Source organism: Haloarcula sp. H-hyl2, from assembly GCF_056934385.1.
In genome coordinates this window covers 41,243-58,379 of record NZ_JBRIIJ010000001.1, presented here as the reverse complement: position 1 = coordinate 58,379, position 17,137 = coordinate 41,243, and the positions used below count along the sequence as shown (strand labels likewise).

Below are 17,137 nucleotides of genomic sequence, written 5' to 3'. Positions count from 1 at the left end.
GGCCACAGAAAAGAACCTATTTCCTTGGCTGTGGCAATTGTCGTAGTATGGAACTAGATATCGACCGCGAGGTGTACGAACTGCTGTCCAGTCGGGCCGCGGAGAACGGTTTTGAATCCGCCGAAGCGTACGGCGCAGTCATCATCGAGACGGTGGTTCGAGAACTCGAAGCCGAGACAGAGCGTGACAACAGAACTGCCAGCGACGACGAGAGCGTCACCAACAGACTCGAAGACCTCGGCTACCTAGAGTGAGGCAGGTCAACCTGACGGGCGACGTTTCGTATCCGCTCGCGCTCCCGCTTGCGTCCCTCGACGTCGCGATACTGGACCTGCCGGTCCCGTGCGTCACTCGTCTCGCTGAACGCGTCCATCGCGACCCGACCGTCCATGTCGGTCGGAACGGCAGTTCCGTGCAGGTGGAGCAACGTCGGCGCGAGGTCGAGTATCGAGAGGTCCGACAGGACGCCGCTCGTGAAGTCGGGGCCGGTCGCTGCGAAAAGCCCGGACCGTTTGTTCTCGCCGAGCCACCCGTCCTCGTTCGGATCGGTGAACACTTCGTCCCGCCCGATGCCGCCGGTGATGTGGACGCCCGGTCGCTGTTCGACGACCAGATCCGGCGCCTCGTCGATGTACGGTCCGTCGTAGACCGACTCGCCACGGTGGACGGCGGCGGCTATCGGCCGGCCTGCGGGGTCAGTGAGTCCTTCGAGGGCGTCTTTGAGTGCCGTTCGTGTGGATTCGTATGCCGGATCGGACGGGTCAGCGGTTAGATACACCGGTCCCTGACCACTCGCGATGGCGGTCGTCGACTGCCAGTCGACGTTGTCCGTCTTGCTCTCTCGGGTCAACTCGCCCGAGTCATCCGGGACGTGTTTTATCAGCCACTCCGGGACGAATCGTTCGGCGATGTCTTGGACACCGACCGCCGTTGCGAGGCGAATCAGGCGGTCGGTCGTGATTCCGAAGCGGTGCAGGAAGTCGGACGTCCCGGTATCGAGAGCGAGATACCCCTCCGACTCGAGCCACGAGTTGATATTGAACGCCGTCTCGATGCGAGTGGAGCCGTGGTCGCTCATGAGCACGACGTTGTGGCCCCGGTCAAGATAGCGACCGAGATGTTCGTCGACGGTCTGCCAGCCCCGGAGCGTGGCTTCGCTGTCCCACAAGAAGTGATGCAGTGAGTTCAGATAGAACGTCGTCACCTGGAGGAACTCGACGTCGTGGTCTTCGAGCAGTCGGTCGGCCGCCCGGAATCGCTTGTCGATAAGCTCCAGTATCTCCTCGACAGCGGCGTCCCGGTCTACGTTGAGGCGGTGACGCTTCGTCACACGGTACTCCAACTCGGATTCGAGTAGCGATTCGACGTCGGACGGGGTAGTGTACCCGTCGTTCTCGCCGTCAGGAGCACCGGCCACGACGAACCCGTCGACCGACTTCGGCGGATACGTCGTCGGCGTGCCGATGACCCCAGCACCACCCTGGTCGGCTAATAGCTCCCAGAACTCTGTGTTCGCGTTCTTCCGTTCGGAAGGATAGTAGACCCGCTGCTCGTCGGTGTCGATGTTCTCCCACCAGTAGATTCCTATCTTCCCGGGGTTCTTGCCGGTCATGTAGGCCTTCCAGTTCGGTGACGTGACCGGCGGGAGGACGGACTGGAGGTCGGCCGTGACACCGTCGTCGAGTACGCGAGCGACGTTCGGCAGGTGCCCGTCTTCTATCCAAGGCTCGATGAGTTCGTAGTGAGCGCCATCGAGCCCGAGGACGACTGTCTTCGGTTCAGTCATTATCGGTGGGTAAGATAAACGGGGTTTTAATCTGTTTGGTACGTCGCGGTATTCCACCTCATCCGCGTTCAGCGATCACACCTAATTACTTGAGCGTCTCCGGAATCATAGAACACCGAACACTCGGACGAATAGGTTATATTCCGGTACTCCTCGACGTACGAACGATACAGCACGGGACGGTCACTGGAGATAGTCCTGTCACCGGGCAGTTCCGAGACGCTCCCCATCGATTCGATTGGACCATCCCACCCGGTCTGGAGCGATTGAACAGCCGCAGAGGACGCCACGTACCCATCCGACAGGGGTCGCAGGCCGGTCGTTAGCACGAACTCCATGGCGGCGACTTCCTCGTTTGTCAGGTGGATGCGCACGTCGTTTTCGCGTTCGGTCGGCGCCATTCCCGGATTTCGCAGGCCCTGATCCGCGGCCACGGCGGTCAAGAGTGGGAACGAGACAACGAGCAGGACAGCGAGTATGGTCCCCCCTCGGATCCGTGCGCTCTGCTGTGCCACGTAGCCCAGAACTGGTGCCGTAAGCAGCGCCAGAACACCGAGTGCCCGAGCCGTGTTTTGAGAACCAGCGACGAACACTGCGGTGCCAACCGTGATGACCATCGCAGAGGACATGGCGTACCAACTCAGGTCAAACTGCTCTACGGTGTCCCCTTCCCATTTCAGCAATGTTATCGTGAACACGAACACGATGGCGAAGAGATAGACGAAGAGGTCCGCACCGATGTGAAGCAGTGGGTCAAGTAGCCCGATCTGTCCACCCGCAGCGATAAGTGAAGTGTCTACGTCTTGGTCGATGCCGCCCCTGAAAAAGAGAATCCCCAGTACGCGACCGACCTGGAGTGACAGGTACGACGCGACGATATAATATTGAATGGTAATCGCGAGACAGACGATACCGACCAGCGGGCCGTACGAGATGTCGATATGCTTCGGCAGCGCGGTGACTCGAGCCGTAACCCACTCGCCGAGATACAGAATGGAGATCGCCGTCATCAGGAGCAGCGGTGTGAGGTTGTGTGTCGCGGAAATGATAACGGTGAAGCCGAATAGGAGGGCGGCCTTCGCATAGTCTCTGCGCTGGATGAACAGGAATAGGACGACGAGCAACAGCGTCATGGCCAGTGACTGCGGGACCGGACTTCCGGTTCTCGTGATGTGGCGTGGGTTTACCACCACTAGCAGGACGGCGAGCATCCCTACCTGATAGGCGCTTCTGGAACTGTCCAACAACTGGCGGGCAATGCCAATTAGCAGAACCAGTAGCACGACAGACGGTGCCGAAATAGTCCAAAGTTGGGCAATCCGAGGGGAGAAGCCAGCTAGCTGCGAGAGCGAACTCGTAACAACGTGGGCGACGGGATACCAGTAATAGTAGACGATGTCCGGCGGAACCAGAGTTCCAGTTTCGTTCACGTACCGAACGATGCTCAAGTGGAGTTTCGTGTCCTGACCGATGACGGGGGCAGCGTACCAGAATGAGGCCCGGATCGTCAGCCCAAGCAAGACTGTCTCAACGAGGACGAACAGCGATGGCTGCAACAGGATACGAACCACGATTAACAGTGCAGTGAGCGTCACCAGTACGTAGTAGAGAGTCGGTAACCCGATTGGTTGGGCCCTTGATGCGACCACAGTTAGGATAATACCGACTAAGATGGCGATGTCGAGCAAGCGCGGGTTCATCTTGAGTGCCAGTCCCTCTCTGGCGGTCCGGAATCGGTGTACCAGCAAACTCGTGAACAGCGCCAAGAACACGACCACAGTCGGGTAAAAGAAGATACGCTCCTGAGTGAGCACGAAGTAAGCAGATGCCACTCCAGCAAGTACCATTGCGGCCACCATGAGCAGCCAGAACCGGTGTGGGGATTCGTTCCGAGACATTAGTCTAGCGTATCTTTGATCAGGCGTCACCAGTTATCCTAAAATAGGGTACAACCATTCTCATCGGTTCCTCGGAATCTTCTTTCGTTCCAACCCAATCTGATGGTTCAAATCAAGTAGTGTCGTAAGAGAACAATGTACAATAGCACGCTGTACGCTCAAGATGTCGGTAGAAGAGGAATAAAGGAGAGTTCTATCATCCGATGGAGGAGCTACGGGCAGCATCTGAGGTGCAGAAAAAGACCTGCGATAATAAAAGAACCGTTTGTACTATTTTTGCCGACATAGTTGGCTGCCACCAGACGATAGTGTTTAGTCTGGAGCATTACCCCAGCAAGCGAAACTCCGGAGCGTGGGTGCGGTCATGGTATCTCTTGGAGTCCTGAATGCGTGAGCAGAACGACATCGCTGCGGGCTTGCAGTCGCCGCCAACCGAGTCGGTTGTGGCTGCGATTCCAATCTTCCTGTTCTTTCGCATCCGAGGTCCGTGATTCTCCCGTACTCGGTGGTGCACATCATAGATTGACCTTCGGGGACTCCATGGCGTACTTCACGCCTAGGGTTTCAACGGGGATCTCATGGAGTCACCCAGTAATGAGGACACAGAAAAGTCGTCATCGCAAGAGGAGATGGTCGCGTTAACTTTGTCGTGAGTTGTGGTGGACAGCGAAGGCTTCGAGCAACTCTTGAGCTGTCTCTAGCTCGACATAGCTAAGACTAGTGAGGGTGTCATAGAACTCTTGTCACACCGTGATGATCGTGCTTCCCGGATTGTCTCCGCGTTCGTAGTTGGTGATTGCGACAACGAGGCGAAGGCACAGAGCGAGGAAGACCTGTGCTCGTGCATGGACGCGGCCTCGGGCGTGCGTTCGCCCGAGGCCGCAGTCCTTCACTGATTCGTTGGTTCGTTCGACTCCAGTACGGCGGTTGTACGTCTCATCCAACGTGGACTGCTTCAGCTGAACGTCCTCGCTGTGTTGTTCGATGCGGTCTTCGACCCTGTACTCGATGTCTTTCGGGTCGTCAGTGTTTCGTGCGTTGTACGGGGCGACTGGCACGACCCCTGCGGCCAGCAGGTGGTCGTGCCAGTCGAGCGTGTCGTAGGCGCTGTCACCGACCATCCAGATCGGCTTGGCGACGGCGAGCGCGTCACGTGTGACGCGCATCGCCGTCTCCTCTGGTGCTTGCTTACTCTCTGTGAACTCGGCTGCAATCGGGATCTTTTGCCCGGTCGAGACGATCGTGCAACCGTAGCCGTAGTAGTACTCGTCGTCGGTTGGATCGTAGCACTTCGACGCGTCTTGATCGGCGGGCATCGCTCTCACGTCAGTTGAATCGATACAGTAGGTCACATCGAGCAGGCCGCGCCGGGCGGCCTGCTCGACGAGTCGGTCGAAGACCTCGTCGACGACGTGTTCGAGGTCGGTGAGAAAGCGATCGACCGCGTCTCTCGACGGCGGTCGATCGAACCCACAGCTCAGCCAAACGACCGTGTTCCGAAGCTCTCGCTCAACGGGACGAATGCCGTAGATGTCGTGGTAGTAGCAATGGAGGAAGCCACGCATCAGCTCTGGTGGTTCGTGATCTCGTGTTCGCCCCGTCTGCGCCGGGGCGAACACGTCGAACTCTTCGAGAAACTCAAAGGAGAGATGCTCAAACAACGCTAGCGTCTCGGTTTCCGCGACATTGAAGAACGACTCTACCGAAGGATCATCTTGCAGGGTCGCTGAACTCATCCACCTCAGCGTTCACCCTGCTCTTTGGTGTGCTACTCGTTCTATGACACCCTCTCTTGCGAAGTAGATTGTTGATTGCGAGAGCTGCGGCTGAAAGTCGAAGAGGGCAAGGGCACCGCGCTATCGGGTGTATCAGCGGTATTTGTGTAAGAATTGCGGTCGCACGTTCAACGACAAGACCGGCACGATCTTCGCTCACTCGAAGCTCTCGCTGAAAGAGTGGTTCTTCACGATCTACGTGTTCTTACGGTTTAACACGAATGTTCGGCAGATTGAGGCGGAACTCGATCTTTCCTACAAGACGGTGAGACGGCGCGTCGAGCGCTCTAGCGAAGCGCTCGACGCGCCTTCGATCACGCTGTCTGGACCGGTCGAAATCGACGAAGTGTACGTGTCTGCCGATCTCAAAGGCCGCGAGCGCGACCAGGAGTCGAGCTCGCGTGGCCTGTCTACGCGCGAGGGTGGCTCGTACGACGGGGACAAACCGCCGGTGTTCACGCTGGTCGATCGGGGCTCGGACGATCGGTACGTCGTCCCAGCGAAATCCGCCAACGAATCGACCGTTCGACTTCTGCTCGCTGACCACGGCGAGGAGTCGCTGACCGTCTCTACGGACGGATTTCGGGCCTACGATCCGCTCGAAGAAGACGACGCATTCACCCGCGAATACGTCGTCCACGGCGACGGCGAATACGCCGACGGTGACATCCACGTCAACACTTGCGAGAGCCACGCGTCGCTGACGCGACGGTGGCTTTCGCCCCATCGAGGGATCTCGAAAGACAAGCTAACACCGTATCTCAGAGCCTGTCAGCTCCGCTGCAAACTCTACAGAAAACCAGATGATGAGGCACTCAAAGATGCTCTCGACGCTGCCCTCTGAAAATCAACAACGTGCTTCACAAGAGCGCTGGACATATCTTCGGCATTCAGATGTCTTGACTTGCTGGCTTTGTGGTGTACTGAGTACGATCTTCACTGACGGCACTATCGAAATTTCTAATTCCACGTGGACTAGACCCATAGAGGCACGTGTTTCACCATGGATGATGAGTCCGTTCTATTCGTACAGCCTCGATATCATACTAACCTCCATCCAGTTGTTGAAAGCCTAATCAAACGTGACCATAATGTTTCCATGCTTGTTTTTAGGGAATCAACTAAGGGGGAAAGTGAGGTGAATCAGTACATCAACCCCGAGGCGATCAGATTCTCACTGCTTACACAGCTAATAAGCTACCTCTTTGAGGATTCATTCACTAACCGTATATTATACCTCTATGGCTTCCCTTCCCTCGGTTGGTACTTTCAGTACCTCCGGTGCGCCAAGCCCGACTATGTTGTGATTCGTGACTACTCCGCGACCACCCTACTCACCACCCTGTATGCCCGTCTACTGAATATTACTGTTATTTATTACGATCAGACGCCAGCCAATACCAGTTGCTGGGGGAAGCGGCGTACACTCGTAGCTCTCATTCATATTATGATTTTTTATTCTCGGCCGACGAGATACTCCCCTGCCAAAGCCGAGTCAAGTGACTCGATTCCATTGTATCATTCTTATTACATTCCATTCGCGATGAGCTTGAGCCCACCAACTGACAGGAACTCAAACGAACTTGTGCGCGTACTCATGATCGGAAAACTCCACGAATTACGGAAGAATCACCTGCTCTTCCTGCGTTGTATCGCTGACCTCGTCCGTGAGCACAAACTAGAAGCGACAATCGTAGGATCACTCAGCGAGCATGATAACGAATACTACTTAAAAATACTATCGTACATTGAGGCCAATAATCTCGGTGATATTGTTGATATTGAGTCTAACGTCTCCTACGACACAGTCCAAAAGGTGTATCCAAACCACGATATCTTTGTCTTGCCCAGCGACGACGAACCTGCAGCAATCTCACATCTTGAGGCAATGGCACACGGTTTAGCAGTAATTTGTAGTGATGCTAATGGAACGAAAGACTACGTCAAGTCCGGGTACAATGGGTACATCTTTGAATCTGGGAACTATTACGATCTACGGAACAAACTTGACGACCTAATTGGAAACGATGACAAACGTGACCGGTTCGGGCAACGAAGTCTGGAACGTACCCAAGAAGAGCACTCTCAGTCTCGTTTCTATGACCGGTTCTCTGCAATGGTTGAGGATGCGTCCGAACGTGATTCTGTCTTATCCGGGTAGAGCGTCGTAATCGGTGCGTGATCCTCGTCTGCGATTATCTGTGCCCAACTTGTCCGTTTATCCATTGCCTCCGCGACCGCTTTGTTGACGCCTGGATAGGGATATCTCGATAGGTGAAACTGCCGGAGAACATTTGCGAGACCATTAAATTTCGGAATCTTCGACACGGATTTAGGTATCCCATCAACAAACGGACAAAACACCCATGCTGGGGAGTGGAGATGACAGTCGTCAAAGACATGTATCGGTTGGCTGTCACCAATGGCATTGGCATAAGCAATATCCTTGCTTACTGTCTCGTAGTTGTGTTTGCCATCGTGGAACACAAGATCGGGGGCGCCACTATTCCACTCTTCGAGGACTATGGAAGAGTCATTAGTGTGAAACTCTATTGGCACTGTCTCTGAATCGGGGTCGTGGAAACGACTGACGAGATTGCGCATAGAGGTCTTCGTATCGACCAGAGGGTCAGACTCTGCGTGATTCGTATGCCAGTTCCGACATTCGTCGGGATGAATAATGTCGATAGTGTGGACTATGCCGGAGCGCCCTGTCTTTCGCAACGCCTTGGCAGCACAAATTGCAGAATGACCTCGAGCAGTCCCGATATTAATCACTGTCGATATCGAGGGATTGTCGCGGATTAGATTATAGAGGTAGAGTCCAAATAACCCTTCGTCCTTGTTTCCACGCAGATACGACACGGCTTCGGGATACCAGTCTGGGCGGCCGATAGTATCGAAAACATCGTCGGCTTCTGTGTACAGTGTAATTTCCATGGCCGCAATTCGGTGGCAAGAATAAAAGGAGTCTGCTTTACTTGATATTCTGACGGCCAGCGATCTGGTCAGGCGTGAGGTATTCATATGTCGCAATCGAACGGGGAGTATGTCAAACATTGAAAACGGTCGCGTGCTCGTCACCGGAGGTGCGTCATTTATCGGTTCTCACCTTGTGGAACGACTTGTCGAAGTGGGGTCACAGGTCCGGGTTGCCGACGACTTCTCAAGTGGGACTAAAGCGAACCTCGCGGGTGTCATCGACGACATTGAAATACTGGAAGGTGACCTTAGGCGTATGTCGTTCGCCGAGAAAGCGACAACTGATGTCACGTCTGTCTTCCATCTTGCAGCGGACCATGGCGGACGGGGCTACATCTCCAATTACCCTGCGAACTGTGCGACAAATATGGCACTCGACAATATAGTCTTTGAGACGGCTGTCAAGAATGGCGTCGAATCAATCACGTTCGCTTCCAGTGCCTGTGTCTATCCGACGGACATCCAACAGGAGAAAGAGAGACTTCGCGAGGAAATGGTCAGCTTCGACGAACGTGGCGGTGCCTACGCCGACGAAACGTATGGGTGGGCAAAACTTATGGGTGAACGTTCTCTGCGTGCGTTCAACACACAGTATGGTGTTGATGCCAGTATCGTACGCATATTTACTGCATACGGTCCGCGAGAGAACGAGACCCACGCAATAATCGCGCTTATAGCGAAAGTACTCGCCCAACAAGAGCCCTACCAAATCTGGGGTGACGGAGCCCAGACACGGAACTTCACCTATGTTTCGGACATCGTGAATGCACTCCTGCTCGCGAACGAGCATATCACAGACGCGACGCCAGTCAACGCCGGGATCAGAGAGTATATTTCGATTAATACTGTTGTGGAGGAAATATTTGACCACATGGACTGGGAACCCTCAGATATCAACTATCAGGCAGAAAAGCCGGTAGGCGTCAAACACCGCGCAGCGAATACCTCACGGGCAAAAGAACTGCTTGGCTGGGAGCCGGAGTGGTCTCTCTCGGAAGGTTTGGCTGAGACCATCAACTGGTATGTAGAACAGAAGGGACAAGAATATGTCTCAGAGAACCTTGAGAAGTTGCTCCACGAACGGTAGCTCGATTAGAGAAAGCGCTGATTTATTTTCTCTGTGAATGTCTCAATCCGCGTCTCCCAAGTGTGGTTTTCCATGATGTGGTCGTGGCCTTGCTGTGCAATCTTTCGGCGCTCTTCGTCGTGTGACACCCAGTACTTGAATTTGGCATCGAAGTTCGAAAGATCCTCGCTGAACGTGATACAGTGCTCTCCGGGTTCGAACAGATTGTACTCAGAGTAGATGCTGGACTCCTGGCAGAAGGTCAGCGAGTTTGAGGCCATCGACTCGTAGTATCTTGTTCCGACGAGGCCGATCGGTGAGAGGGTATTAAACGACAGTTTACTCCGGTTGTACAGTTTCTTGTAAGCGTTCTCGGAGAGTCGTTTCTCGCGGTGGAGAATCCTGTTCGCGAGGCGGTAGGCCGGGGCTGTAGGCTCGGCTCGCCAAAAAATGTCGTAGTTTCTGTATTGTGGCTTCTTGAATAGTTTGAACTCTCCAAGGGAGTAGAAGAGGTGGTTCTGAACTCGAATCCGAAGGTCAGTCTGCGGGACTGATCGATCTGGGTTCCGAAGAATACCGGAGAAGGTAAGGTCGAATTTATCTGGTTCACCGTAGTCCTGGAAGCGTGTGTCGTCGACCGCAAACGGCCAGAACACGAACTCGGCATTGTGTTCCTCCTCCCACTTTGAGGCGTTGTGGTGGTGAGTAAAGACAAGTTCAATGTCATTGTTTTCGATGAAAGCGAGTTTTTGATCAATATTCCTGTACTCTTTGTTCAGTATCATCGTGGCCGGAATATCTGTCTGACTCAAGTCGAGTCGCGGATGGGGGTCGACCGGAGCCTTCGGATCGTCACCGAGCCACTGGTGTCCGATGCATACGACATCAGGAATGAACGGGCATTTCGAGAATATATCTGTCACAGTGTCCGTTCTGTCGTACTCGTTGAGGCCTGGTCCGTATTGGAACAAGTCATGATGTTTTTGGAGTGAGTTGATAACGTCCTGCTGATAGAAAGCACCGCCGTAGTCGAAGACATTCTTGCTGAGGTAGAGAATCTTCATCCACTCCACGTTGATAGGGTATCGATATAAATATCATGACAAAGAGATTCCGAGTCCGTCACACTGGGATATCTAATTAATGTACCCAACTCTCAGAGCCTGACCTAAAATATATTCATAAGATATATTGTCATAGGGGCCAATCAATCTAACAAAATCAATGAATATATGCTTTCTGACACGCAGTGACTCTGCACACCGGGGTGGAGAGCAGGCATTCCACCATAATAAACTTGGGCGTGCCTTATCGAAGCGCGGCCACGATATCGTTGTTATTACGACGAGCAGGCAGGATGGTACTGAAATTAGTATTGATGAAGGAATTAAAACTTATTATTTACCAAACACTCCTGCAGATACATATTCAAATGAATATAATAAAGAAAGTCACAAAAAAATAAAACAGATAAATAAAATTAATAAAATAGATATAATTGTTAACGAATCAGCGGCTGGAGCTGGCTACGCCAAATATTCAAAGAGCCATGAGATACCGATGGTTTCTGTTATGCATAATACACCATTGTCAATATTAAATTATGAGTTCAATAATCTGGATTTATCATCTCCCAGATCGGTATTAAAATTTGGCTACAACATATCAAAAAATGCCAAATTTTATATCACAAATATAAGACATTGTTACAAAATATCCGAAGCGCACATCGCTGTTTCAGATCACATTGCTCAGTTTGCACAATTGCAACCATATATTCAAGATGAATCATTATGTGTGATTGAAAATGGAATTGACACTGATGTATTCCATCCAGAGGTTGATTATTCAGACATATTGCCCCAAGTTAATGTGAATGAAGACGATTTTGTCCTTTTATACTTAGGTAGAATATCGAAGCAGAAGGGAATTAAATATTTGATCAATTGTATCCCAGAACTATTAGACGAGGGCGTACCTGTTAAATTAATTGTTTCGGGACCGGGTGATTATAAAATGGAGTTAAAAAAGATTTGCAAAGAACTGGATGTCGGTGAAAAAGTAATTTTCACGGACGGTATTGAACATAGAAAAACTCCAATGTATTATAATTTGTGTGATTTATATATACTGCCATCGCTGATAGAAGCATTTGGGTTTACCTTGGTAGAAGCACAATCTTGCGGAACCCCTGTAATTGCCTCTGAGGTAGGAGGTATCCCCTCAGCAATCGAGAATGGAAAGACCGGGTTTTTGTTCGAACCAACAGATGTCGCAGCGCTATCGGAACATATTCTTAAATTGTACTTTGATGATTCTTTGAGGGAGAAATTGGGGAGACAAGCTCGTAACCACGTTTTGAATAAGTTCAGTGTTGAAGTTATGGGGGGAAAATATGAAGACAAAATCAGGGAAATTATAGAAGGAACGCTCTTGTGAAGCACGTTGTTGATTTTCAGAGAGCAGCGTCGAGAGCATGTTTGAGTGCTTCGTCACCTGGTTTTCTGTAGAGTTCGCAGCGGAGCTGACAGGCTCTGAGATACGGTGTTAGCTTGTCTTTCGAGATCCCTCGATGGGGCGAGAGCCACCGTCGCGTCAGCGACGCGTGGCTCTCGCAGCTGTTGACGTGGATGTCGCCGTCGGCGTATTCGCCGTCGCCGTGGACGACGTGTCTGCGGGTGAATGCGTCGTCTTCTTCAAGCGGCTCGTAGGCCCGAAATCCGTCCGTATAGACGGTCAGCGACTCCTGTTCGTGGTCGGCGAGCAGGAGTCGAATGGTCGATTCGTTGGCGGATTTCGCTGGGACGACGTACCGATCGTCCGAGCCACGATCAACCAGCGTGAACACCGGCGGTTTGTCACCGTCGTACGAACCACGCCCGCGCGTGGACAGGCCACGCGAGCGCGACTCCTGGTCGCGCTCGCGGCCTTTGAGACCGGCAGACACATACACTTCGTCGATTTCGACCGGTCCAGACAGCGTGATCGAAGGAGCGTCGAGCGCTCTGGCGAAGCGCTCGACGCGCCGTCTCACCGTTCTGTACGAAAGATCGAGTTCCGCCTCAATCTGCCGAATACTCGTGTTAAACCGTAAGAACACGTAGATCGTGAAGAACCACTCTTTCAGCGAGAGCTTCGAGTGAGCGAAGATCGTGCCGGTCTTGTCGTTGAACGTCCGACCGCAATTCTTACACAAATACCGCTGATACACCCGATAGCTGCCGTTTCTGACCGTCAGGTCAGAACGGCAGCGGGGGCACTCAACGCCGTCACGCCAGCGAACCTGTTCCAGCAGGTCCGCTGCAGCCGATTCCGACACAAATCGGCTCACTGGGAACATATCGGGCACCGCTGGCGCGGTGCCCTTGCCCTCTTCGACTTTCAGCCGCAGCTCTCGCAATCAACAATCTACTTCCCAAGAGCGTAGAAGGAAATCAAGTCTGACTATCTGTCTGTGAGTAACTGAAGCTACACTTAGTACAGGTTGATCGATCAGGCCGCTTTTTTAAGGATTGAAATCATCAACCGAAGCACTCCTTAAAACGAATGAGACTTTACGGTTTCTGTCCACTCTATTTGGGGGTAGTGATAGTTCCTGTATTTCTGATACGATAGTAGTCAGCTATAGGAAGTAGAAAGCAGTAGTCCACATCCCTCGACAGGAGAGTACTAACAACTATTTCGCTAACCCCGTGAAATGACCTTTTTGATATGCAATAGGCTATACGATGTTTTCAGGGAGAGGTTAAGATCCAAGTTTGACCGCAAGCCAATAAACAGTCTCGAATAGTTGTTGGGTTACCTAAATAAAAATATAATAGCCATCCTGTCCTTATCAGGGTATGTCGATATCTAAGCGGATAATAAGTATCCTACTATCGGAAGGACCGGGACCATTATTATACAAAACTCTCAGAAAACTGAGAAAAAGAAGATTCGGTGCCAGGTATATTGAGAAAGCAATATATACTCAATTCGGTCGATACAAATATAATACAGATGGAATCAATGTATTTTCCGAGGACTGGGACAATTTGATAATCTTAGATGCGACTCGATATGACACTTTTAATGATAGAAGAAATGGATATGGATATTTAGACAAGAAAACATCTAAAGGAGGCGCCAGCCCAGAATGGGTTCGTGCAAATTTCGATCAGGAACTCCACGATGTTGTATATGTAACTTCAAACGGGTGGTACTATAAAATGAAGGATGATTTAGATGGTGAGTTACATGCAATTGATTTTATTCGCAGTCCAGAAACTCCAGACGGCCGTATTAATAAGCAACGGACACATATAGAATTAGTGTCAAAACATGCGAAAGAAGCAATCAAAAAGTATCCCAACAAGCGAATATTAGTTCATTATCCGTCACCTCATACACCATTTATCGGGGAAACTGCTAGAAAATACTTTTCGGATCTGGATGTTGGTGAATATAGGCCACAAGGCGTAAACCGGGATATTGTTAAACAAGCATACACGGAAAGCTTTGATATTGTATTTGAAGAAGCGAAATCAGTGGTGGAAAAAATGGAAGGAAAGACAGTAATTTCATCAGATCATGGTGAAATGATTGGTGAAAGGCATACATATACGAATATACGAGATTATGGTCACTTTGACGGAATTTACAATAATAGTTTAGTTGAAGTACCCTGGTGTATAATGAACCAAGGTGATAGAAAAACCATCATTGATGAACGACCTACAAATCAGGAGGATAATGAACAGGAATCTGTAGATGAAACATTGCGCCATTTAGGATATAAAGTATAATCACATGGCTCTGGTGAATCGCTGGAAGGCATCGTCTTCGACCGTCAGAACTAGTGGCATGAAGCGGGAAACCGCCGATGTCCATGTCGAAGATCTCTCACTTCACAAAGAAAGCGGTGCAGTTAGCTAAAAATGCTGTCGGTGGCCGAGGCGAAGTCGCCGCCCCCGAAGGGGATGGAGGCTTCGCCGATTATGCCGTCGTATCGCTCCATTGTCTTCGGGTTTACTTGGAGAAGTCCTATCGAGAGGAGTTGGATCTGCTGAGCGAGATGCCACATATTCTCGGGGAAATCGGCTTGAACCGGCCGATCTCCCGCACCACTCGACGCTAGTGAAGTGGTTTGACAGAATCAAGACGGCACTCTGGCGAGTGCTGCTGCGTCTCTCGGCGCAGCTGCACGACCCGAGCAGTCACGCCGCGATCGACGCGACGTTCTTCGACCGCGAAAACGCTAGCAAGCATTACTGCCGTCGGACGAATTACCGCGCTCAGACGCTCAAAACAACTGCTCTCGTCGATATAGAAAGCCAAGCAATTCTGGACGTTCACTGTACGACCGAGAAACGTCACGACACACAGCTCGGCTGGCAGGTCGCCCTCCGCAACGCGGGCGACCTTGCCAGCCTCGTCGCCGACAAGGCTACGATTGGATGGAGTTACGTGAAAAACTCCGCAAAGAAGGCGTAAGACCGCTGATCAAACACCGAGAGTTCCGGCCCATCGATCACGCGCACAACGCGCGGATCGATGGGCCTCGATACCGCCTGAGAGCGATGTGTGAAACCGTCTTCTCCACGATCAAGCGCACGCACGACACCGCCGAGCGTGCGCGAAGCTGGTGGCTTGAATTCCGTGAAATTATCCTCAAAGCGACCGTCTACAACCTTCGCCGGAGCGTCCGATATCCGCGAAATCCAGCGCAGTGTATCGAAACCACAGAGCCGAAGGATCTTATGTGCTATTGTTCCCGGCAGCTGGTACATATTCGTTGTTCACGTTACGTCTGCGTCGTGTACAAGTCGGCGTAGATTCCGTCCCGCTTGACGAGTTCACTATGGGACCCAGTCTCGGCAATTTCGCCGTCCTCCACAGCGTAAATCCGGTCTGCGTTGACCACTGTCGACAGTCGGTGGGCAATCACTAGTATCGCGTAATTTCGCTCCATCGCCTCGATTGCCCGGTGGACCGTCTCCTCGATGTTCGAGTCTAAGTCGCTCGTGGCCTCGTCAAGCACGAGGAAGTCAGCCTCCTTCAGCAGGGCCCGCGCTAGCGCGACACGCTGTTTCTGGCCGCCCGAGAGGCGAATGCCGTCATCTCCCAGTACTGTGTCGTAGCCGTTGGGCAAGTCCTCCAGAAACTCCGTCACCTGGGCGATCTCGCAGACCCGCTCAACGTCGTCATCTGATGCCTCACGGTCGGAGATGGTGATGTTGCGGCGGAGCGTCTCGTTGAAAATGAACGGGTTCTGTCGTACGATGGATACCCGCGAGCGCCACTCATCGATGTCCATCTCGTTGATCGGGAGCTCGTCGGCGAGGATCCGGCCGTCGTCGGGTTCGTACATCCGGGTCAGCAGTGAGACGATCGTCGACTTCCCGGCTCCCGAAGGGCCAACGAAGGCCACAAACTCGCCACGCTTAACGGAAAACGAGAGACCGTCGAAGATTTTCTCGCCGGTGTCGTAAGCAAACGAGACGTCGTCGAACACGACCCGTTTAACAGGGATCGGGACCTCGGCATTCCCTGGAGAATCCTCATTTCGTATGCGCATTTCTTGGATGAACTCCTGAGTCCGTACAAGGTGTGGAAGGTCGCTCTCGATCTGATAAACGATATTATTGAGTGTACTTACACGTGGAGCAAGCCGAAACATAGCGAAGAGGAAGACACCTAATGACGCCAGCGAGAGAGAGGCGAAAGTCAATGCTACGTAGATGAGTAGAAAAACTGTAATCGCAGTCAACATCTGGTAAAAATTGTCTAGTGCCGCCTCGTTCCGGCGGAGTTTAATTTTGGAAGCAGCGACTTGGTCGGCCGCATCGATAAAATTCGAGAACAGTTCTCCAGTCATTCCGAACAGTTTCACGTCACGAATCCCTTGAGTGCCGGCCTGGACTGACTCCTGTAGCCGTTCGTTCGCGTTCGCTACGCGATCACCTATCGTGTAACCCGACTCAAGAACACTACGGAGAATATAAGTGATCCCCCCAAGGAGCACCGCCGCACCAATGGTAAGCAGCGGTGCAAGGTACAGCGCTATGGAGAGATACATCAAGCTGAGGAAGCCCTGTTGGACGAACTTGACGACTCGTTGGATCGCCTGACCGGCGTACCCAGCCTGCGTGACGATGGCGTTCAGTATCTCGTCAGAGCCCTGCTGGTCGAAGTACCTGATCTCTGCATTGAGAGCATGATCGAACGCCTTCGTCTGGAGATGCCGGACGTAGTCAGTGCGGAGCGCCGCTTGGAGCCAGTTAACCAGAAAACTCGACGTGTACCGCGCGATCATCACGATGGTCACCCCAGCGATGACGGTTTCCATCGTGAACGGCACGCCAACGGACCGGTAGACAGAGATAAACGCTTGCCCGACACTACTCGTTGTCTCCAAATCTGTGTTGCCCTGGGCAATTTCGACGACAGGAATCAAAAAACCCAGTCCGACTCCTTCAAGGATGGCAGCAAAGATACTCAAGACAGTGATACCCAGGGCGAACGCGGGGCGATACGCGGCTACGTGATAGAGTGCAGTCAGTTGCTCGCTTAGAGAAAGACTGGGCGCCTTGTCGCTCACTGAGTACACTTTCGCGGAGAGGAATAAAAACAGTGTGGTTCCTTGAGCTAC

At 52.2% G+C, this 17,137-nt stretch carries 12 protein-coding genes and 2 pseudogenes; 7 read left to right on the top strand and 7 right to left on the bottom strand.

All coding sequences use genetic code 11. The annotated features are described in order from the left end of the window. Positions 1 to 47: 47 nt before the first annotated feature. Entirely contained in the window at positions 48 to 254 is a 207-nt protein-coding gene (locus Hhyl2_RS00290) for a hypothetical protein (protein ID WP_483548710.1), read from the top strand. Here Hhyl2_RS00290 and Hhyl2_RS00285 read toward each other — a convergent pair. The 3 genes from Hhyl2_RS00285 to Hhyl2_RS00275 form a co-directional block, all read right to left on the bottom strand. Beyond that, on the bottom strand, positions 242 to 1,786 hold the full coding sequence (locus tag Hhyl2_RS00285; protein ID WP_483548709.1) for an alkaline phosphatase family protein: 1,545 nt from the start codon (positions 1,784 to 1,786) through the stop codon (positions 242 to 244). The two genes, Hhyl2_RS00290 and Hhyl2_RS00285, sit on opposite strands and share 13 nt — an antisense overlap. 68 nt (positions 1,787 to 1,854) lie before the next feature. Then, complete coding sequence (locus Hhyl2_RS00280) at positions 1,855 to 3,684, bottom strand: hypothetical protein (protein ID WP_483548708.1); 1,830 nt, start codon at positions 3,682 to 3,684, stop codon at positions 1,855 to 1,857. Between the two features lie 743 nt (positions 3,685 to 4,427). After that, entirely contained in the window at positions 4,428 to 5,420 is a 993-nt protein-coding gene (locus Hhyl2_RS00275) for a transposase (RefSeq protein ID WP_483548670.1), read from the bottom strand. 121 nt (positions 5,421 to 5,541) lie between these two features. Between Hhyl2_RS00275 and Hhyl2_RS00270 the strand changes: the two are divergent. After that, positions 5,542 to 6,303 (top strand): annotated as a pseudogene (locus Hhyl2_RS00270) (IS1595 family transposase); the annotation flags it as partial. A gap of 159 nt (positions 6,304 to 6,462) precedes the next feature. Further along, complete coding sequence (locus Hhyl2_RS00265) at positions 6,463 to 7,620, top strand: glycosyltransferase family 4 protein (protein ID WP_483548707.1); 1,158 nt, start codon at positions 6,463 to 6,465, stop codon at positions 7,618 to 7,620. Here Hhyl2_RS00265 and Hhyl2_RS00260 read toward each other — a convergent pair. Then, the gene (locus Hhyl2_RS00260; protein WP_483548706.1) at positions 7,557 to 8,486 is read right to left on the bottom strand and encodes a class I SAM-dependent methyltransferase; all 930 of its coding nucleotides are present in this window, start codon (positions 8,484 to 8,486) and stop codon (positions 7,557 to 7,559) included. The two genes, Hhyl2_RS00265 and Hhyl2_RS00260, sit on opposite strands and share 64 nt — an antisense overlap. 22 nt (positions 8,487 to 8,508) lie before the next feature. Between Hhyl2_RS00260 and Hhyl2_RS00255 the strand changes: the two genes are divergently transcribed. Then, positions 8,509 to 9,528 carry an NAD-dependent epimerase/dehydratase family protein gene (locus tag Hhyl2_RS00255; protein ID WP_483548705.1) on the top strand — a complete coding sequence of 340 codons (1,020 nt, stop codon included), beginning with the start codon at positions 8,509 to 8,511 and terminating at the stop codon, positions 9,526 to 9,528. 5 nt (positions 9,529 to 9,533) lie between these two features. Here the strand turns inward: Hhyl2_RS00255 and Hhyl2_RS00250 are convergent, their stop codons facing one another. Then, complete coding sequence (locus Hhyl2_RS00250; protein WP_483548704.1) at positions 9,534 to 10,571, bottom strand: glycosyltransferase family protein; 1,038 nt, start codon at positions 10,569 to 10,571, stop codon at positions 9,534 to 9,536. Positions 10,572 to 10,731: 160 nt separating this feature from the next. Here Hhyl2_RS00250 and Hhyl2_RS00245 point away from each other — a divergent pair, with 160 nt between their 5' ends. Beyond that, positions 10,732 to 11,946: a glycosyltransferase family 4 protein gene (locus Hhyl2_RS00245; protein WP_483548703.1), complete on the top strand. Its 1,215-nt coding sequence runs from the start codon at positions 10,732 to 10,734 to the stop codon at positions 11,944 to 11,946. Between the two features lie 16 nt (positions 11,947 to 11,962). Here Hhyl2_RS00245 and Hhyl2_RS00240 read toward each other — a convergent pair whose 3' ends face one another. Next, positions 11,963 to 12,847, bottom strand: a complete 885-nt coding sequence (locus Hhyl2_RS00240) for an IS1595 family transposase (RefSeq protein ID WP_483548702.1) — start codon at positions 12,845 to 12,847, stop codon at positions 11,963 to 11,965. A 502-nt stretch (positions 12,848 to 13,349) separates the two neighbouring features. Here Hhyl2_RS00240 and Hhyl2_RS00235 point away from each other — a divergent pair. Next, on the top strand, positions 13,350 to 14,291 hold the full coding sequence (locus Hhyl2_RS00235; RefSeq protein WP_483548701.1) for an alkaline phosphatase family protein: 942 nt from the start codon (positions 13,350 to 13,352) through the stop codon (positions 14,289 to 14,291). A gap of 83 nt (positions 14,292 to 14,374) precedes the next feature. Then, positions 14,375 to 15,194 (top strand): annotated as a pseudogene (locus Hhyl2_RS00230) (IS5 family transposase); the annotation flags it as partial. 95 nt (positions 15,195 to 15,289) lie between these two features. Here the strand turns inward: Hhyl2_RS00230 and Hhyl2_RS00225 are convergent. After that, positions 15,290 to 17,086, bottom strand: coding sequence for an ABC transporter ATP-binding protein (locus tag Hhyl2_RS00225; protein WP_483548700.1), 1,797 nt, complete (start codon positions 17,084 to 17,086; stop codon positions 15,290 to 15,292). Positions 17,087 to 17,137 lie beyond the last annotated feature (51 nt).